The organism is Allomuricauda sp. R78024, from assembly GCF_044596045.1.
Classification (GTDB): Bacteria; Bacteroidota; Bacteroidia; order Flavobacteriales; family Flavobacteriaceae; genus Flagellimonas.
The window spans coordinates 274,716-293,910 of sequence record NZ_CP138995.1; the positions used below are offsets into that span (position 1 = coordinate 274,716).

At 37.1% G+C, this 19,195-nt stretch carries 22 protein-coding genes and 1 tRNA gene; 7 read left to right on the top strand and 16 right to left on the bottom strand.

The features are described 5' to 3' along the window. Positions 1–13 precede the first annotated feature (13 nt). The 6 genes from SJY44_RS01160 to SJY44_RS01185 form a co-directional block, all read right to left on the bottom strand. Positions 14–454, bottom strand: coding sequence for a molybdenum cofactor biosynthesis protein MoaE (locus SJY44_RS01160; RefSeq protein WP_396590925.1), 441 nt, complete (start codon positions 452–454; stop codon positions 14–16). A 56-nt stretch (positions 455–510) separates the two neighbouring features. Continuing rightward, positions 511–582: transfer RNA gene (locus SJY44_RS01165), tRNA-Arg, on the bottom strand. A 48-nt stretch (positions 583–630) separates the two neighbouring features. Continuing rightward, the gene (locus SJY44_RS01170) at positions 631–1,044 is read right to left on the bottom strand and encodes a DUF6691 family protein (protein ID WP_396590926.1); all 414 of its coding nucleotides are present in this window, start codon (positions 1,042–1,044) and stop codon (positions 631–633) included. A gap of 2 nt (positions 1,045–1,046) precedes the next feature. Beyond that, positions 1,047–1,604, bottom strand: coding sequence for a YeeE/YedE family protein (locus tag SJY44_RS01175; RefSeq protein ID WP_396590927.1), 558 nt, complete (start codon positions 1,602–1,604; stop codon positions 1,047–1,049). 102 nt (positions 1,605–1,706) lie between these two features. Next, positions 1,707–1,853 (bottom strand): hypothetical protein, encoded by a 147-nt coding sequence (locus SJY44_RS01180; protein ID WP_396590928.1) that lies wholly within the window; start codon positions 1,851–1,853, stop codon positions 1,707–1,709. A 137-nt stretch (positions 1,854–1,990) separates the two neighbouring features. Further along, the gene (locus SJY44_RS01185; protein WP_396590929.1) at positions 1,991–2,197 is read right to left on the bottom strand and encodes a DUF2892 domain-containing protein; all 207 of its coding nucleotides are present in this window, start codon (positions 2,195–2,197) and stop codon (positions 1,991–1,993) included. A 183-nt stretch (positions 2,198–2,380) separates the two neighbouring features. On the opposite strand from SJY44_RS01185, the gene SJY44_RS01190 reads away from it, so the two are divergent. Beyond that, positions 2,381–3,256, top strand: coding sequence for a sterol desaturase family protein (locus SJY44_RS01190; RefSeq protein ID WP_396590930.1), 876 nt, complete (start codon positions 2,381–2,383; stop codon positions 3,254–3,256). A 43-nt stretch (positions 3,257–3,299) separates the two neighbouring features. Here the strand turns inward: SJY44_RS01190 and SJY44_RS01195 are convergent, their stop codons facing one another. The 6 genes from SJY44_RS01195 to SJY44_RS01220 form a co-directional block, all read right to left on the bottom strand. After that, entirely contained in the window at positions 3,300–3,572 is a 273-nt protein-coding gene (locus SJY44_RS01195) for a heavy-metal-associated domain-containing protein (protein WP_396590931.1), read from the bottom strand. 18 nt (positions 3,573–3,590) lie between these two features. Beyond that, positions 3,591–3,935: a rhodanese-like domain-containing protein gene (locus SJY44_RS01200; RefSeq protein WP_396590932.1), complete on the bottom strand. Its 345-nt coding sequence runs from the start codon at positions 3,933–3,935 to the stop codon at positions 3,591–3,593. Positions 3,936–4,014: 79 nt separating this feature from the next. Continuing rightward, the gene (locus SJY44_RS01205) at positions 4,015–4,398 is read right to left on the bottom strand and encodes a rhodanese-like domain-containing protein (protein WP_298922956.1); all 384 of its coding nucleotides are present in this window, start codon (positions 4,396–4,398) and stop codon (positions 4,015–4,017) included. Between the two features lie 7 nt (positions 4,399–4,405). After that, positions 4,406–5,815, bottom strand: coding sequence for a rhodanese-like domain-containing protein (locus SJY44_RS01210; protein WP_396590933.1), 1,410 nt, complete (start codon positions 5,813–5,815; stop codon positions 4,406–4,408). Positions 5,816–5,873: 58 nt separating this feature from the next. Continuing rightward, positions 5,874–7,604: a SulP family inorganic anion transporter gene (locus SJY44_RS01215; protein WP_396590934.1), complete on the bottom strand. Its 1,731-nt coding sequence runs from the start codon at positions 7,602–7,604 to the stop codon at positions 5,874–5,876. Between the two features lie 64 nt (positions 7,605–7,668). After that, positions 7,669–8,301, bottom strand: a complete 633-nt coding sequence (locus SJY44_RS01220; RefSeq protein ID WP_396592107.1) for a Crp/Fnr family transcriptional regulator — start codon at positions 8,299–8,301, stop codon at positions 7,669–7,671. A gap of 165 nt (positions 8,302–8,466) precedes the next feature. Here SJY44_RS01220 and SJY44_RS01225 point away from each other — a divergent pair, with 165 nt between their 5' ends. From SJY44_RS01225 to SJY44_RS01245, 5 genes are all read left to right on the top strand, one after another. Further along, positions 8,467–9,603: a PQQ-dependent sugar dehydrogenase gene (locus tag SJY44_RS01225; RefSeq protein ID WP_396590935.1), complete on the top strand. Its 1,137-nt coding sequence runs from the start codon at positions 8,467–8,469 to the stop codon at positions 9,601–9,603. A 494-nt stretch (positions 9,604–10,097) separates the two neighbouring features. Continuing rightward, the gene (locus SJY44_RS01230; protein WP_396590936.1) at positions 10,098–10,652 is read left to right on the top strand and encodes a DUF3575 domain-containing protein; all 555 of its coding nucleotides are present in this window, start codon (positions 10,098–10,100) and stop codon (positions 10,650–10,652) included. Between the two features lie 174 nt (positions 10,653–10,826). Beyond that, entirely contained in the window at positions 10,827–11,879 is a 1,053-nt protein-coding gene (locus SJY44_RS01235) for a serine hydrolase domain-containing protein (protein ID WP_396590937.1), read from the top strand. A 50-nt stretch (positions 11,880–11,929) separates the two neighbouring features. Then, positions 11,930–13,387, top strand: coding sequence for a serine hydrolase domain-containing protein (locus SJY44_RS01240; protein WP_396590938.1), 1,458 nt, complete (start codon positions 11,930–11,932; stop codon positions 13,385–13,387). Next, positions 13,365–13,853, top strand: a complete 489-nt coding sequence (locus SJY44_RS01245; RefSeq protein WP_396590939.1) for a hypothetical protein — start codon at positions 13,365–13,367, stop codon at positions 13,851–13,853. The genes SJY44_RS01240 and SJY44_RS01245 overlap by 23 nt, the downstream gene beginning before the upstream one ends. 218 nt (positions 13,854–14,071) lie before the next feature. On the opposite strand, the gene SJY44_RS01250 is transcribed toward SJY44_RS01245, so the two are convergent. Continuing rightward, positions 14,072–15,181: a hypothetical protein gene (locus SJY44_RS01250; protein WP_396590940.1), complete on the bottom strand. Its 1,110-nt coding sequence runs from the start codon at positions 15,179–15,181 to the stop codon at positions 14,072–14,074. 265 nt (positions 15,182–15,446) lie between these two features. On the opposite strand from SJY44_RS01250, the gene SJY44_RS01255 reads away from it, so the two are divergent. After that, a complete protein-coding gene (locus tag SJY44_RS01255; protein ID WP_396590941.1) occupies positions 15,447–16,526 on the top strand; it encodes a S41 family peptidase in 1,080 nt (359 codons plus the stop codon). 8 nt (positions 16,527–16,534) lie between these two features. Here the strand turns inward: SJY44_RS01255 and SJY44_RS01260 are convergent, their stop codons facing one another. The 3 genes from SJY44_RS01260 to SJY44_RS01270 form a co-directional block, all read right to left on the bottom strand. Continuing rightward, on the bottom strand, positions 16,535–17,305 hold the full coding sequence (locus SJY44_RS01260; RefSeq protein ID WP_396590942.1) for a CPBP family intramembrane glutamic endopeptidase: 771 nt from the start codon (positions 17,303–17,305) through the stop codon (positions 16,535–16,537). A 142-nt stretch (positions 17,306–17,447) separates the two neighbouring features. Beyond that, the gene (locus tag SJY44_RS01265; RefSeq protein ID WP_396590943.1) at positions 17,448–17,636 is read right to left on the bottom strand and encodes a hypothetical protein; all 189 of its coding nucleotides are present in this window, start codon (positions 17,634–17,636) and stop codon (positions 17,448–17,450) included. A gap of 102 nt (positions 17,637–17,738) precedes the next feature. After that, the gene (locus tag SJY44_RS01270) at positions 17,739–19,193 is read right to left on the bottom strand and encodes a SusD/RagB family nutrient-binding outer membrane lipoprotein (protein WP_396590944.1); all 1,455 of its coding nucleotides are present in this window, start codon (positions 19,191–19,193) and stop codon (positions 17,739–17,741) included. Between the last annotated feature and the right edge of the window lie 2 nt (positions 19,194–19,195).

The window sequence follows — 19,195 nt, forward strand, 5'->3', positions numbered from 1 at the left end:
GTCAATTTTTTTTCTATGTATTTACTTTCCATTGATAGGAATCATCTTCAAAAAGTTCTTTCCCAAAAACAGGTACATGAGCTTTTATTTCTTCCACCACAAATTCCAGAGCTTCAAACGCTGTTCTTCTATGGGGTGATGACACAAACACAAAAAGACATATTTCGCCAACCCCAACTTTTCCCAAACTATGATAGATATGCATGCAGGTGATATCAAATCTGTCAAAGGTCTTTTCTCTTATCTCATAAAATTTTAAGTTCGCCATTTCTTCGTAGGCGGTATATTCTATAGCGCTTACTGTTTTTCCTTCTATCTCGTCCGCTCGTACTTGGCCCAAAAAAATGTCATGGGCTCCTATTTGGGTCTTGGATTGATGCTTTGCAATGGAATTTGCTATGAAGTCTGGGCTTACAGCACCTTCCATAAATACATTCTTTATTTTCTTTTCCATGGAAAATGAGTTTTTGCTAAGGTAGCCAAGAAAAGTGAAAAGTGAAGACAGTTTTGTGACCCCGGCAAGAATCGAACTTGCATCTAAAGTTTAGGAAACTTCTATTCTATCCATTGAACTACGGGGCCATTACCATAAATGGATTGCAAAAATATGTTTTTTGATAAAAAGAATTTTTAATGTGGTAATTTATCTTTGAGCAATCCGTAGATATAGGTTCCCAAAACTGCTGATAACAGCACAACCAAAATTGGAAGAAAACCAGCACCTAACAATGTAAATATTGGTCCCGGACACGCACCTGCCAAAGCCCATCCCAAACCAAAGAAGATACCTCCTACCAAATATCTTTTAAATCCCTTTTCCTTGGGGATGAAAGAGATCTTTTCTCCATAAAAAGACTTAATGCCTATTTTTTTTATCAACTGTATTCCCAACACTCCAATAGCTAGCGCAGAACCTATGATTCCATACATGTGGAACGAATCAAACTGGAACATTTCATAAATCCTAAACCAAGAAGCCGCTTCTGATTTAAATAACACAATTCCGAAAAAAATACCAATAACTAGATATATAAGTGTTTTCATGGCTAAAAAATTAGAGGGAATAAAACATGAACCATAAACAGGCCTCCAATAAAAAAGCCGATAACTGCGATTAATGAAGGCATCTGCAAATTACTTAAACCTGATATGGCATGACCTGAGGTGCAACCACCAGCGTAACGAGCCCCAAAGCCCACCAGAAGGCCTCCAATGATTAACAAGGCCATTCCCTTTATATCTGAGAACACGTCTGTACCAAATAGTTCTGTTGGAAGATAGGTTGTCCCTGCGCTGCTAAAACCTAGAGAATTTAATTCAGATATTGTGTCTGGATTAATATTTACTGAGATATCCGGAGACAAAAAGTTAGCGCCAATAAAGCCTCCAATAATAGTTCCTAGAACTACTACAAGATTCCATTTTTGCGACTTCCAATCAAACTTGAAGAAATTCGCATGTTTTCCAGCCCCGCAAATAGTACAAAGGGTTCTTAGGTTAGATGACATGCCAAAACGTTTGCCAATCATGATCAATAAGAACATGACCAATGCAATCAATGGGCCAGACACATACCAAGGCCAAGGTTTATATATTAAATCCATTCAAAAAAAATCTAGCAAAAAAGTTAAACCATCAATATAGTCTCTTTTGTTCTAAGAAGTAGTTTTTAATTTGGTTTGCCAGAGATTTTGGAAGTAGTAAGGCTATGGCTTTTTTGGCCCTTCTTTTTTCCCACTGCTCATTAACGCCAATACTGCTCCTATCAAAGCAATGACCACCGCGGCAAAAACACCAATCATCCAGATACCATTTTCCCAAGAAACCAATGGAATTACGTGAAGTATTCTCATCTTTTTTCAATTTTATGAAAATCAAATTTAACTGGCATATTACTTTTAAAACATGATATTTCTCAGACAATCAACATTGGTGAAAATACACCTCGACAATGATTGCCGAGGTGCATTAAAAACAATCAATCAAAAAACTATTTTTTCACCTTTAAACTATTCACTCTAAAAAGAGCGTATAAAGGACAAAAGCTCACAAAACTTGTTAAGAGAAATACTCCTGCCAAAGCCATTAATACATAAGCGAGAGTTCCTTCTATTACATTAAAGTAGTACAATGCAACCACCGCCACCGCAATAATCAATCTTAACATGCGGTCAAGGCCGCTCATATTCTTTTTCATACTATTTTTATTTTAAAATTTTCAATGAAGAAAACATCTATTTAAAATCAATACTATCTTTTAGTTAGTTGTTCAAAGCTACAATAGGTCTACTAACTTTTTAGTAACCAAGGTTACACAGCTATATACAATTTTGTGCTACTTTTAATTTTAGGATATTTGTTATAGGTCAATACCGATTTTATGCAGGATTATTTTGAAGCTTTTACCAATGGTTTTTTAGGAACCACTCAATGGACTTGGAAATCAATCTTATTTGAAGTCCCCTGGTATACTAATTATTTCTGGGGGTTAATCGTAATCTCACTTCTTGTTTGGGGCTTGGAAATTCTATTTCCATGGCGCAAGGAGCAATCTATTTTTAGAAAAGATTTTTGGTTGGATGGTTTCTATATGTTCTTCAATTTCTTCATTTTCGCCATTGTTATTAGTGGTATTTATAAGGTATTGGAACTTCTACTTGGTAATATAGGCGTTACCGCCAAGAGTCTTGCAATCATTGATTTTTCAAATTGGCCAATATGGTCTCAGTTACTTATCTTTTTTATTATTCTAGATTTTGTACAATGGTTTACACATGTATTGCTTCATAAATTTCCTTTTTTATGGCGATTTCATCAAGTACACCATAGTGTAAAAGAAATGGGGTTTGCTGCACATTTACGTTACCATTGGATGGAAAACATCTTTTATAAGCCGCTAAAAACATTTGGGGTAATGATCTTAGGAGGGTTTGAACCAGAACAGGCCTATATTGTTCACTTTGCTGCCATAGCAATAGGTCATTTAAACCATGCCAATATTAAACTCACCTATGGCCCTTTAAGGTATGTTTTCAACAACCCCGTAATGCATTTATACCATCACTCCTATATCCTCCCAAAAGGAAAGTTCGGAGTAAATTTTGGAATTAGTTTGAGTCTTTGGGACTATCTGTTTGGCACTAATTACATTCCTGAAAGCGGTGGTAAAATTAGATTAGGATACCCAGGGGATGAAGCTTTACCCAAAAACTTTTGGGGACAATTGGTTTATGGTTTTAAAAAACCAAAGTTGTGATCTACCCGAAGAATCTTGAAAGAAAGATGGCTCTCTAACTAAGTCAATTATTTTTGAATTTTCCGCTGGCACAACTTACATACGACTTTGCTTTTTGCAATATCCCATTTTCATCATCAATTGCAGGGTAACCCAATGCTCTAAGTTTATCTTTGGCAACAAAAACAACATCACTATTTTCATGTTCAAAAATGACCGATGATGTTTCTTCTTCTATTCTTATTTCGTTTATCCCATTTAACCCAGATAACTTATCTGTAATTGTTTTGGCGCAACCACCACATTTAAGATTTTGAATTTGAATTGTTGTTTTCATTCCAAATTATTTTTTTATTTAATACTTCCATTTGTTATAGCCACCACGTAAATCATACACCGACCCAAACCCCATGTCCACAAGTTTTCTTGCCGCTTTTTGACTTCTATTGCCAGATTGACAATACAGGTATACAGGTTTATCTCTATCCATTTTAGAAAAAGTTGCCTTAAACTTGGACTGCTGGAAATAGTCGACGTTCTGAGCCCCTCTAATATGTTCAGATGCAAACTCTTGCGAAGTCCTTACATCTACCAATTGAATATTATTATTGGAGATGGCTTTTTTATATTCTTCAACATTCAACACCTTTATGGCTTCTGTATTAATTGGCCCTCGGAATAAAAAATTTAGGAATGACATATTCATGTTTTTGATAGTCACCAAAATTAAACATCATGAATACAACCGTCAGTAACGAGAGTTACATAACTAAAAACAACTACTCCGTGGCACTCCAATCATTATACGAGCCGGAATAGTCAAATATTTTTTTGAATCCCATTTGTTGCATTAATTTTGAAGCTCTTGCTGTTCTACCCCCGCTTCTGCAATAGATATAAATGGGTTGGTTCTTGTCAAATTTCTGAATATCCTTTTTGAATGTCTCTTCTTGTAAAAAATCTATATTAATGGCATCATCAATATATCCTTTTATATATTCCTCTGGTGTTCTTATGTCTATTAACTGTACATCCTTTCCTATTACCTCGGCAATAAGGGTTTCCTTATCAATTTTTTTGATAAAGCTTTCTTGCTCAGGCTCACATGAACTAAGCCATAAAAAACAAAAACTCATAAAGGCAACATTCGAAAGACTTTTCATAATAGCTTTATTTTAAGGTCGTAGGGCAGACAAAATCTGTTACCGGAATTCCTACTTCTTTTATTGCCTTAAATCCTCCGGCTACATCTACCAAGTTATGAATTCCTCTGCTCTTAAGGATTGAAGCTGCAATCATGCTTCTATATCCTCCTGCGCAATGAACATAAAAAGTTTCCTTTTCAGGGAATTCCGACAGGTGATCATTGATGAAATCCAATGGTGCTAACATGGCGTCTCCAACATGTTCTGCCGCGTATTCTGTCTTCTTTCTAACATCAAATACTGGAACTTCTTCAGATAACCTTTGTTTAAACTCATTGGCATCGATGCTTTTTACGGTGTCAATTTCTTTTCCTGCACTTTCCCATGTTTCTATACCACCTTCAAGGTAGCCTAAAGTACCATCAAAACCTACTCTAGACAAACGAGTAATGGTTTCTTCTTCTTTTCCTTTTGGTGCTACTAAGAGTATAGGTTGCTTTACATCTGCAATTAAAGCGCCTACCCAAGGGGCAAAACTTCCTCCCAATCCAATAAAAATAGATCTTGGCACATGGCCTTTTGCAAAATCATCTTGGTGTCGCACATCCAACACTATAGCTCCTGTTTCATTCGCAGCAGTTTCAAAAGCATCTGGCGACAAGGCCTGAGTCCCTCTTTCTAAAACGTCATCAATATCCTCATAGCCTTCTTTGTTCATTTTCACATTCAACGGAAAATATTGAGGTGGTGGCAAAAGACCATCTGTTACCTCTTTTACAAATTCTTCCTTGGTCATATCAGCACGCAATGCATAATTCATTTTCTTTTGATTGCCCAACGTGTCCACGGTTTCCTTCATCATATTCTTTCCGCATGCTGAACCGGCTCCATGTGCTGGATACACTGTAATATCATCTGCCAAAGGCATTATTTTGTTTCGGAGACTATCAAACAGTGTTCCCGCCAATTCTTCTTGGGTCATATGGGCAGCTTTTTGCGCCAAATCTGGCCTTCCCACATCGCCCAAAAACAAGGTATCCCCACTAAAAATAGCATGGTCTTTCCCCATTTCGTCTTTTAACAAATAGGTGGTGCTTTCCATAGTATGCCCTGGGGTATGCAAAACCTTGATGGTTAACTCACCTAGTCTAAATTCTTGTTCATCCTTGGCGATAATGGCATCAAAGGAAGGGTTGGCGTTAGGGCCAAAAATAATGGGCGCTCCGGTTTCCTTGGAGAGTGTTACATGCCCGCTAACAAAATCAGCATGGAAATGGGTTTCAAAAATGTACTTGATTTTTGCGCCATCCTCCAGCGCTCTTTTTAGATAAGGTTTTACTTCTCGTAAAGGATCAATAATTGCTACTTCTCCCTTGCTTTCTATGTAGTATGCCCCTTGAGCTAAACATCCGGTATATATCTGTTCTATTTTCATCTGTTATAATTTTGTTGTCAAAGATAGGTTTGACCCATCCTTATTACAGTTACCAAAGTTACAAATGCTTTGTTTTAGATTGTAATGAAACCTTTTCTTGAATACTATTTTTCTCTTTTCGATTTGTGCAGTATTCAAAAGCTTCACTGGTCCTAACAAAAAGATTTTCTTTCCCTATTTTTTTAATCAATCCACTAGAGAATAAAATATCACGGGTAGGCCCAATGACACCAGCAATAAGTAATTCTATATTTTTTGTTTTCAAGTCACTCACGACTTGATCTAACATGTTCAAAGCACTGCTATCTATATAATTAATTGCTTCAGCATTTAAAATAATGTATTTGAGAGTATTCCCTTTTTCTGCAATGTTTTTATACAACTCTGCTTTAAAATAATCCTTATTGGCAAAGTATAACTGTCCATCAAACCGGAGAACCAAAATGTTATCGACCAATTCTATGTCATTGCTAAAACGGCTAATATTTTTAAAATAATCAGTCCCTCTTATACGCCCCAAAATGGCAATATGGGGCTTTGATGTTCGGTTGACCAACAATAAGAGCGAAAATAAAACTCCAAAAATTATTCCTTGAGAAATTCCTATCAGTAAAGTTGTAAGAAACGTAACCAATAATAAAAAGAATTCGTCTTTGCGTTGCTGCCATAATTGCTTCGGATATTTCAAATCTATCAATCCATAAACGGCAACTAATATAATAGCTCCCAGAACTGACTTTGGAAGGTAATAAAAGAATGGTGTTAAAAATAATAGTGTTAACCCTACAATCAGTACGCTTACTAAAGAAGCAACTCCTGTTTTTGCTCCTTCATTAACATTCACTGCCGTTCTTGATAGTCCAGCGTTCGCAGGAAAGGATTGAAAAAGAGAGCCTATAATATTGGAAATTCCTAAAGCCCTTAACTCTTGATTGGGTTCTGTATGGTATTCTTTGCTTTGATCTTCAACAGCTTTTGCTATAGTCATCGCTTCGGCAAAGGCAATAAAAGCCAATGCCATGGCCGTTGGAAAAGCTTTTATTATAAGGTCAATATCCAACTGAGGCATCCTAAAAGCAGGTAATCCTTTGGGTATCTGACCAACAATGTGCACATCTGTATCATTTACCATGAAAAAAAAGATGCCCAAAATGGATAGTATTACAACTACCATTGCGGCCGGTAATTTTCTATTTAATTTTTTTAGTCCTAAAATGACTAAAATGGCCGCAAACCCTATACTTAAGTCATAAAAATTTGTTTCCGATAGTTGGCCAAAAATTGCTTGAAGGGTCTCTAAGGTATTGTTGGTTGTAATTTGCAACCCGAAAAAATGTTTAAGTTGACTTATTGCAATCACAATTGCTGCAGCGGAAGTAAAGCCACTGACTACTGGTTTGGACAAGAAATTAGAGAGAAAACCAAGGCGCATAAAACCCATTACCAATTGAATGCTTCCTACAAATAGCGCTAAAAAAATCGCCATACTGATGTAATCATCAATATTTGCCAACTTCATTGCTGCCAAACTTGAAGCGACAATCAAAGAATCCAGAGCAACAGGACCAACGGCCAATTTTCTGCTTGATCCCGTAAAAGCATAGATCAAATTTGGCACTAAGGCCGCATACAAACCATAAACTGGTGGAAGACCAGCAATTAGTGCATACGCCATTCCCTGAGGAATCAGCATAACTCCTACGGTAACACCGGCAATCAAATCCTTAAAGAGGAAAGAACGATTGTATTCGGGTATCCATGATAAAAATGGAAGATACCGTTTGAGCATTTAGTTGAATTTTTTGTAAAAATAAGATGTGAAGTAGTTAATTACGGTAACAAAAGACACAAACTTATAAATCGATTAGTTGGATATGGCTCCTATGCAACACCAATTTTTTCATTTTTTCCAGTTTTTTTAATAGTCTAGAAACCACAACTCTAGAAGTGTGCAAATCATACGCTATCTCTTGGTGCGTATTTTGAATGCAATCATCATTTGTTAGCTGCGCTTTCTTTTTAAGGTATGCTACCAAACGTTGGTCCAAATTTTTGAATGCAATGCTATCTACGGTATGTAGCAATTCGTTCAAGCGGTTATGATAACTTTCAAAAACATAGTTACGCCATCCTTTGTATTTTGCCATCCATTCCTCCATTTTAGGTACGGGCACCATAACTATTTTTGCTTCGGTTTCTGTAATGGCCCTAATCTCGCTTTTTGTCTGCCCCATACAACAAGCCATAGTTACGGAACAGGTATCTCCTTGCTCTAAATAATACAGGAGCAATTCATCACCCTCATCATCTTCTCGTAATACTTTAATGGCCCCTGACAACAATAAGGGCATTGCTCTTACATAGTTGCCAATATCCATTATGGTTTCTCCCGCTGGTACTTCAATTAGCCTACCAACTGAAGCAATTTCATCAATAAGGAGCTCTTCAAATTGAGTCCCAAAGGTCTTTAAAAGTTCTTCTTTCATTTTACATAGAATACCTCTATAAAGGTAATCTTTTTGCAAAAGGGGTTTTTAAAGTTAAATGGGTTTAATCAATTTATAAATCCATCATAGTACTATTTAAATTCCACAGCTAACATCAAAACAATAATAGATATTTCTAACCAAACAGTTCTTAATTAATGGTTTATGAAATATAAAAAACATTTCTATTTGTTAATGGCTTTTGTTGCATTGCCACTTCTTTTTTTTAGTTGTGCAGATGGTAAGGAAGCTTGGACTTTTGAAAGCGAAGAAGTCAATTTTAAGCTAGAAAAAGTAATTGATAGTATCCGAGTTCCTTTTGGTATGTCGTTTTTACCTAATGGAAAAATGTTGGTCACCAACAGGTTTGCGGGACAGATCCTATTGGTAGACATTCGCTCTGGAGAAAAAAAAGTGCTCAAAGGAGTGCCTGAATCTTATTGCAAGGGAGATGGTGGTGCCTTGGACATACTACTTCACCCCAATTATAAACAAAATGGATGGCTATATTTTTCACACTCCTTTGGAGATAGTATTAGCAGTTCCATGGCCATTGAACGAGGAAAACTCAAAGGAGATTCGTTAGTAAATGTAGAGCGCATTTTTACCGCATATCCATTCTATAAATCGGCAAGCCATTATGGTTCTAGGATGGTCATAAAGGATAGTTATTTGTTTTTTACCATGGGTGACCGCTATGACCTTAAAGATTCAGCGCAGACCTTGAACAATCATTTAGGAAAAGTAATACGCATTTTTGAGGATGGACAAATACCAAACGACAACCCTTTTGTCGGCACAAAGAATGCAAAACCAGAAATATGGAGCCTTGGGCACAGAAACCCTCAAGGGCTAACATTACATCCCAAAACCAATAAACTCTGGCTCCATGAACATGGACCAAAAGGTGGGGACGAGCTAAATCTTATTAAACCAGGACTTAACTATGGATGGCCAATAATATGCCATTGCATAGACTATGATGATACTCCAATCGGAGAGGGAATTACCCATAAAGAAGGAATGGAACAGCCCAATTATTATTACGCACCATCTATAGCACCAAGTGGTATGGAGTTTTATTCTGGAGACCCCTTTAAACAATGGAAAGGCAACTTATTTATTGGTGCAATGGCACTCACGCATTTAAACAGATTGGTCCTTGAAAATGGTAAGGTAGTTCATGAAGAACGATTGTTAGAAGACTTTGGAAGAAGAATACGAGTGGTTAAACAGGGGCCAGATGGTCTTATCTATATTGGTGTTGACGGCGGTATGATTCTGAGGTTAAGACCCATTTGAGTTTTTGGAAAGGTAGTTTGAACTAGCCAAAATTCTTTTTGTAAAAAGAAAAAGCCACCTACTTTCGTAGATGGCTTTCTTTCATTAAGCTCCCCCTCTTGGGCTCGAACCAAGAAGTCTACAAAATTGTTATTCAATACTTTAAAAGAATAAATTCGATTTATTATCCGATTAATGTGCCTTTAATTAGATGTAGATAAAAGATTCTTTTTGAAATCTCTAAAGTTTTATAGTATTAAAAATAATATATCCTATGGTCCCTCAAAAGTTAAAACCACTCAAATCAGGAGAAACATCTCCCTTTTTTGGAAAACCACAAGGACTTATTTTCACTCCAGATGCCCAAGAAATAACCTAAGTAAGAAGAAGTATAAAAAGTATTTTTTGACGATTCCATTAAAGAAAAAGACAATACTTTCCCCTCTTCGCAAGATTCATCAACAAACAGAACCATTCGCAGTGAGCGAGTTTTAACTACAAAAGTCAAATCTATAATGAAATATAGTTTACTAATTGTCCTCATGCTATTGTCCTTTTTTACAATCCAAGCACAAGACACCCGAAGTAGCATTGCAAATCCATATGAAAAACAGAATGATATAAAACTAAACGTTCTTAGAGCGGTTTCCGGTGCCTTTGAGATAAGTTATGATAGAAATCTCAACAAAAAATCATCGCTTGGAGGTTCTGTTTTTGTACCCTTCAATCAAGACCCCTCCAAAGATATCGATGTAAACTATTTTATTACTTCCTATTACCGATGGTATTTCGGAAAAAAATATGCTTCAGGTTTTTTCATTGAAGGATTTGGAACTTTAAGCTCAATTGATGGAAAACAATTGACCAATACAAATGGCGACTTTATTCAAGACGAAGGTTCCGACAGTATTGATTTTGCGCCTGGTATTGGTTTTGGAAGCAAATGGGTGACCAAAAGCGGATTTGTGTTTGAAGGCAATATAGGGTTGGGACGCCTTTTGTTCAATGCAAAAGAAACGGACCACGATAGTGTGTATAGACTTGGCCTTAGTGTTGGTTACAGGTTTTAATCAAAAAATTAAATCGTAGGAACCTTTCAAATGTTAAGAAAAATCATTTTAACTATTGTATTCTGCTTTTCTATTGTGGTGATTCTTTTGTGTAAAGTGAATCCGCAAATTTTTAGAATTATCAGATTTCAACAACCCGGAGTAAAAACCTACGAACACTTTCCAGTAAGGAAAATGGAAAAAAGCTCAAACCCATTTGTCTTCCCGGAAAAAACCCAACTCCAAGATAATCTTGATACACTACATGTTGAAAATGGCGAAGGAGAAACGGTGCCTTTTTCCCACTACTTTGAATCAGGCGGACTACTGGCCTTTCTTGTAGTTAGAAATGACACACTTATCTATGAAAAATATGGTAGCAACTATCAGCGAAGCACAGTGTCTAACACATTTTCAATAGGAAAGTCAATGATCTCCCTCTTAACCGGCAAGGCAATAGAGTTGGGTTTTATAGATAGCCCCAAGCAATATATAACTGATTTCATACCCCAATTTAGGAGCAATACGGACGTCCAAAACCTAAGTGTCGCAAACCTTTTAAACATGAAATCAGGATTGAAATTCAAGCGCGCAGGAGGCGGGCTTATTTCAGACCTCTTCTGTGATGAAGCAAGGTTTTTTTACACCAGTACTCTAAAAAAGGATTTACTGCATGTTACTTCGGACACCTTGTCGGGACAGAGGTGGAAATATAGCAATCTGGACCCATTGATTTTAACGTGGGCGATTGAGAGCGCTACAGGCATGTACGTTTCAGATTTCTTTCAACAGGAAATATGGGAGCCTATTGGAGCAGAATACAATGCAAGTTGGGGAGTAGACCAAGTTGATGGTCTTGAAAACTCGCCCAGTAGTTTTCAATGTACTGCAATCGATTTGGCCAAAGTGGGGAGACTCCTGATAAAAAATGGAAGGCGGGACTCTACCCAAATCCTGTCTTCGGATTGGATTGCCCAAAGTATTTCCATTCATCCAGAAAATGGGACAAACACCTCCAAGGGCAGGCAAAAGGCCACGCATCAATACTATTGGTGGTTGCCACAGGAAAATTTTGAGGGAGATTTTTCCGCTGAAGGCCTAAGAGGGCAACGACTCTATGTAAATCCCAGCCAGAACATAATAATTGTTCAATTCGCAAATCGCGGATATGGAGGTTATCCATATCGGGCAATTTCGGATTATCTAAGCGCAAAAGTTAACACAATGTCTCATACCGAAGAACAATGAAGCATGTGTTATTAACTTCAATTGTTCATAATTAAGAGGGTCAAACCAAAATGAAAACCAACACCAAACAATTTATCATTGCTGTCTCCTTGACTTTAATTGCAAGCTGTGCCGATCAAAAAAAAACATCAAATATTTCCGAAGAGGTTAAAACAAACACTGAGAGTATAAGTATGCATACTCCTTATGGTGAATTCTTAGATCAAATTGACACACAAATACCTCAATGGTTGGATTTAATGGGTGTACCAGGGGCGGCCTTTGCCCTTATTGAAAATGGGGCGATTGTTTTCAAGAAGGGATACGGCTATGCGGATTTGAAAAATCAAATTTCAATTACCGAAGAGACAGGCTTTAATATTGGTTCCATTTCTAAAACACTAACAGCTTGGGGAGTACTAAAATTAGTGGAACAGGGGAAAATTAGGCTGGATGACCCCATTGAAAACTATTTAACCCGTTGGCATTTGCCCGAATCAGAGTTTTCCAAGGACAGTGTTACTATCAGACTGGTATTGGGCCACACCGCCGGGTTATCCGTGCACGGTTTTCCCGGTTATACCGAAAAAGACCACCTCCCCACTATTGAGCAAGTCCTTTTGGGAAAATCCAATACCAACGAGAGTGTTCGTATTATTCAACAACCAGGGATGGGTTTCCGCTATTCCGGAGGAGGTATAACAGCACTACAATTGATCATTGAGGAGGTAACCAATCTCCCCTTCGAAGTCTATATGGAAAAAGAGATTTTTAACCCTTTGGGTATGAATTCCACTTCATTCACTATCAGCGATTCTATATTATCTAATTCCTCTCTGGCTCATAATGAATCTGGGGAAGTTATACCCCTGGTTTTATTCACAGCAAAGGCTGCGGCGGGAGCGCACTCCAATTTAAATGATTTAAGTCGCTTTGCATTAGCCAGTTTGGATGGCAAACATGCACGGAAACTGTTTAACCGTAACAAATATCAATCTGTAATTAAACCTGAAACCGTTGATTTAATGACAGGCCTAGTCCCAAATTCAAATGAAACAGGGCTTGGTTATCAAGTCGACCTCATCAAAGATGGCATAATGATGTTAGTTGGGCACGAAGGCAACAACTATGGATGGAACGCTTACTTTAAAGTTGACCGAATTTCAGGTGATGGTTTTGTAATGCTCACCAATGGGGGAAGTCATAGAAATGTTTATCGACATTTAGAATGCGAATGGTTGAGTTGGAAGCTTTCTAAAAACCATACATACAATTGTGAAAGTGTCTTGCTGGAAAAATTAAAAGAGATTTATAAAGATAATGGCGTTAAAGCTATTCTAAATGCCTACATTTCCCAAAAAGAAAGCAACCAAAAGAATCATCATTTTATATATGGAATTGAAAGTTTCTTTAATCAAATTGGGAATAATTTAAAGGAGCAAAATCAGTTACTAGATGCAATTGAGGTTTTCAAATTTAATTATGGTGAGCACCCAAATTCTTTTGATGCCTTCTACCAGCCTAGGTGAAGCTTTGATTGAAGCTAAGGATATACAAGGCTATATCGAAATTTCAGATCAAAAACGAGCGCAACTAAACAAAAGAAATGATTTGTCCTCAGAAGAGCGGGCGGGAGAACTCATTTATATTGGTATTCAATTAAAAGACATTGGAGCTTATGAAAAAGCAGAAGTTGTGTTAAAAGAGACACTTTCAATTCGACAAAATACGGCGCCAAAATCTTGGACAACTTCCAACACAAAATCCCTTCTTGGCGAAGTTCAAATGCATTTAAAACAATATAAGAATGCCTATACATCAACTTCAACTGCCTACATTCAGTTGAAGGAAAACGTGCAATCTATTCCAAATTCAGCCAGAAAACTAAGGATGCAGCAAGCATTAAATCGCGTTATGGAGTTACTTCAGAAAACCAAAAATAACTCCCAGTTGTTGAAATGGCGAACTGAGCAATCCTTTATAGATAGCTTGTAGTAAATTTTCAACACCTTTCTATAAAGTTTTAAGCGTAAACCCTTTATAAAAGCTTGATCTCCGAAAGGCTCAGAAATAATATGATTTTTCAATATTGTTCTTAAAAGCTTTCCAAGACAGGATTTGGGAGCGTCATTAAAATTTATTGAAGGTAAAAAATGTACACTCAGCTCCAACAAATAATTTAAAGAGCCATGTGGGAACAAAAGTGCTGTCAATCAATGATAACAACTTAAAACATCCTCCTCAATATAGGGGGATTGATTGGACCAAAACATATAATTCACCCTCAGAAAATGCTTTGCAAATGCGTGGAGCAAAGGAACTCTGTTTTTCCTATTACTTTTGCCAAAGTCTAAATCTTCCTCGTAATCCAAGTCAGAACCAGTTTTTCCAATATAATTTCCATCCTGAACTGCAATGCCCAATGGCACTGAAAACTGACCTTCGTGCATCAACGCCAAGGCATGGTTCAGCTGTCCTTTTCTATCTGGCATTAAATCCGGAGCACCAAGCCCCACACCTATTTCCTCCCCATATCGATAAATTTCCTTGAGGTAGCCCATATCTTTAAAAGGAAGCCATTCTCCTGGAATAAAATTTGCATAAATTAAGGTAATCGATTCCGGAAAAGCTTTCCTCATTGCTGACATATTCTTCTTTAACCCCTCTACATAAGCCTCTTCCGAGAAACTTTTGTCAGTTTCTTGTTTAACCCCAATAGACGTTTCCTGTAGATTTATTCCTGCTATAATACCATCAAACTCTTTACCAAGAGCTTTCAATAGCAACGCAAACCGATTTTGCACACTTTCGTTCCACCTCCTTGAAACCCAACCTTCTGGTTCATTATTATCATTGTACTGCAATGTAGCCCCCTGATTAAATTCTTCGGTAGTAAGGTAACTTGGGATTGCTTTATATTTTGTGTTAAAAGTGGCATCCTGCAATTGGATGAACAAGCTCTTACCATTTTTTTTCAGATATGCAATATCCTCCTTAATGACTGAAAAATCATAACTATCCCTTGTCGGTTCCAGCTGCCTCCAAGAATACATTATTTGTGCTCCGTCAAACCGCGGGTGAGACAAAAACATATGTTCTTTTATGGATTCCCTGTCCCTGGAAAAATAAACAAAGTGTTTCAAACTATCTTTCGGGATTGGGCAAACAGCTTTTCCATACACTTTATGCACATCCATATATTTTTCGGCTGAATTCGTCTGTTTTTCCTGTGCATTTATTGCACCAAATACCAGCACAAAAAGTAGTCGGCCAAGAATAAATTTTATGTTTAAATTATTATTTGTTCTTTTCATTGTTTTCATAAATAGAAGACTATTTTGATTTCTAATAATCAACTATACTCTTACTCATAGCCTTGAAGGAATCAGGAGGCCTAGCCAAACTGCTATTGCACAAAATAGAATTCCTAAATATAACCAACTGTTCAAATTCCCTTTCGTCAAATAGTTCTTATTAAGGTGTAATAACCATATCATTTTAACAATAAGTACTATTTGACGAATAATCCCTTACATAATTTTCTTTCTTGAACTATTATAAGTTAAACTGTTCAAACTTCAGAGATAAATGAAAAAACTTTTGACGTACTTTTTTGTTATAGCCGTTAGCAACTACATTATTGCACAAGATTATAGAGTTCAAAAACCAGCAAAAAACTTTGAACATCTATGGCGTAAATTTGACAAGAGATATGCCTCTTTTGAGTATAAGAAAGTTGATTGGAAAATGGTTTATGACCAATATAGACCGTTAATAGGTATCAACACCACCAACGACAGTTTGTTCAGCGTGTGTAATGACATGCTCAGCGAATTGAAAGATGGCCATGTCAATCTTATCAATCATAAAAGGGGTAAGGTTATTCGCCAAAGCGACGATGCCGCCCCAAGTGCTTTAACAACAAAGTTTGCAACAACAAGAGAAACACAGCCAAATGTTTACCAACTTTTTGAAACTACAAAAGCCACACTAGTAGAAAACAGTTTCAGGCAATTTAAACTATCTAAAAGCCAACTCATACGATATTCAGTATCCGATGATTACGGGTACTTGCTAATCTCAGCTATGCAAGGTTTTAAGTTTGGCGAATTAGGAAAGTTTTTGGACAAGGCTCTAAAAGAATTTGTCAATAAACAGGGTGTGATTATAGATGTTAGGACCAATGGTGGAGGAATGGATTTGAACTCCCATAAAATCTCTGGAAGATTCGCTGATAAAAAAAGAATTGCATACTATAAGCACCAGCGAAAAAAAGGGAAAAATACCTACCGCAGATTAAAAACGAAGTATTTAAGACCCTCGGGCAAGTTACAATTTACCAAACCCATTATCATCTTAACAAGTGACCACACCGCAAGCGCCGCAGACGTTTTTGCTTTGATGATGAAAGAGCTTCCGTACGTGACTGTCATTGGCGACCGGACTAGTGGGATTTTTTCCGACATGTATGGTTTTAAACTGCCCAATGGCTGGTTTGCAACCTTGTCCCATCAACAATATTTTTCCACTGAAATGAAAAATCTCGAGGGTATTGGTGTACAACCAGATATAAAACTATTAAACGAACCCATGGATATAAAAAACAATGTAGACCCTTTAATATTGAAAGCACTTGATTTATTGAACAAGAAAAATAGGGAAGACTAGGCCGCAACTCAAATCTTATATCTTTTCATAAGAAAAATACCATAAATAAGACAAGGCAACACCAGTATCATTATGAAGACAGCATTGGTTAGCGACATGGCTTCTGTTACTTTCTCATTTATAGGCATACCCATAGCATCAAGTTTGGCCACAAAATCTATAATAGCATGAATAGCGATAATAGGGTACAACCTCTTTGTGACTAAAAGCAGCATTCCGAACATAACACCAATAAAAGTGGCAAACGCCACTTGCGACAATTCACCATAAATTCCCTTGTCAAATTTTACAAGGTGTACCAGCCCAAAAAATAAAGCACTGGCGAATACCGCAAGTCTTGCCTTTTTTGATGTACCTCCAAAATGTTTGATTAAATGCGACTGCAAAAACCCTCTGATGCTAAGTTCTTCAGCGAAACCTATGGAAATGACATAGACAGCGAGCGTGGCGCAATTTATTAGTAAGTTGTCAGTAGGTATGGTATCCATGACCATAATATTAAGCAGTACTAGATAAACCAGGGGGAATATTAAAAGAAACCACTTTTGCGTTCTAGTTCCCTTTAAACCTGCCAGTTTACCAAGCTTGTTGTTCTTTATGAAATACAAAGAAAAAAGAGTTAAAACAATATTTGAAAAAAAACCCAGCATCATATGGGTGCTATAATCCACAGCTCCATTTTTCAATAGCTGCCCTATCATATACTCCCTTAAGAACAATACGGACAATAGCACTGTAATAAACTGTAATAATTGTTTCCAAAATTTTGTTTTTGACATCTTTAGTTTTTTAGTGATAACAGTTTTGAGTAGTCCTTATGGACTGTGGTGGTTTTTTGCACTTATTTTCAGCTTGCGCGACCTTTCTTTGGTATCCAATTTGCTTTTTGTTGAATTGTTTGTGGTGCTATAGTTTCCAATCTTATTTAAGCTGGCGCACTTGTCCATTTAACTCCATAACTTTTTGAATTACATGATTTTCTAAATCCAACTCTTTAAGCAAATCATTGTAAAACTGAACAAATTCCTTGTCGTGGTTTAAATCGTGTTTGTTCAATTTTTGCTCCCTAAAATAAACCTTGCAGGATAACCCGATTCGTGAAAAAATCATTTTTCGATTTTAAAAATCTATGATGTGTTCCAAAATATAACATTGTAAAAAGAAAAACCCCATCTTTAAAAGATGGGATTAATCAACTCAACCTAAAACAAACTACTTCTGATTCCACCAAACCTTATCGGTGACGTAATTCACATCTGGAACATTCTCTGTGTTATTTAATATTGGATTTGTTGGATACGGGAATCTTTCCGGAATTTGATTATTAAACGCTGTTACCGGCAAGGGTACTTCAGGATATCCAGTTCTACGATAATCGTTATAGGGTTCAATCTGTAAAAATCCAGCAATATATTTTTGCTCAATAATCATTTTCTGCCCTGCTTCAAAAGTTGTAGGAAAAATGATGCTGTTAAGATAATCGTCGATATCAGAATCGTCAAATGTCAAAACACCTTGGGAAGCTATCTTTTCAAGGTTTGCCCTTACACCCCGCTTCATAAACAACTCAGCGTTGCCATAATCTCCTTTAAACAAATAACCCTCTGCAGCTATAAACATGAGTTCATCAAAGGAAAACCAATTCACTGAAGAATCATTCTCCACAAAATATGTATTAGCATTCAAAGCTCCAACAGCTGTGCGGATAGAAACCTGCGAGGTTCCATTCAATTGGATCACTGTACCGTTTTCACCACCAACAATGTTACCATCTGTCTGTTGTAAGGCATATGCGCTCAAACGGGGATCCTGATTCGACTCCATCAACTCTACCATAAACTTATTGATAAACACATCAGTCCATTTATCTTCCCATTGAACCCAAGGATTGTTGGCACTCTCTTTATCTTCAAAAACAAAACTGGCATTACCGTCATTTGAAGAGAAAGATTTCTCCACATACCCTATCGCCAAATCCGCTTGCCCCTGCCCTTTGGCATATACCAATCTCATGGCATACCTAGCTCTTAAGGCATAAGCCATTTCTCTCCATTTTAACAGGTCACCTCCATAGAGTATATCTCCTTCTATAGTTTCTGATGACTCCATTGCCCCGACAAGTTCGGTAATACCATCTTCAAGTAATGTATCTATGGCCAAATAGAGATCTTCTTGACTATCAAAGCTTGGCTTTCCAATACTAGGATCAAAAGCTTGGCTCCAAGGTGCAGCATCCCAAAAATCTGCTATAATCGAAAGTGCATAGGCCTGTATTACCTTGGCAAGTCCAGCGTAGCCGATATTTTCATTGATTTCTGCTTTTTGCTCAAGGAGTTTTGCATTCTTTAGCACACTGGTATATAGTGAAAACTCCCATGAGTTGTTCACATCCGTGTCCTGAAGTACTAATGTGGATAACCCTCTGCTCTCTCCTGTAACGGCCACTTGTGCTGTCCACAGGCTTGATGTTCTTGCAAAATATCCCCCAACCAACTCGTAAGAAAACCCAGAAAGTATTCCTGGCAACAACACTTCTTCTGTAACCTGGGAATCAGAAGGAGAATCGGGATTGGTATTAATATCCAAATAATCTGAACATCCCTGTAATAGCAGCGCCAATAGCAGTATAGTGCTTGGTTTTAAATATGTTGAATACAAATTTTTCATGC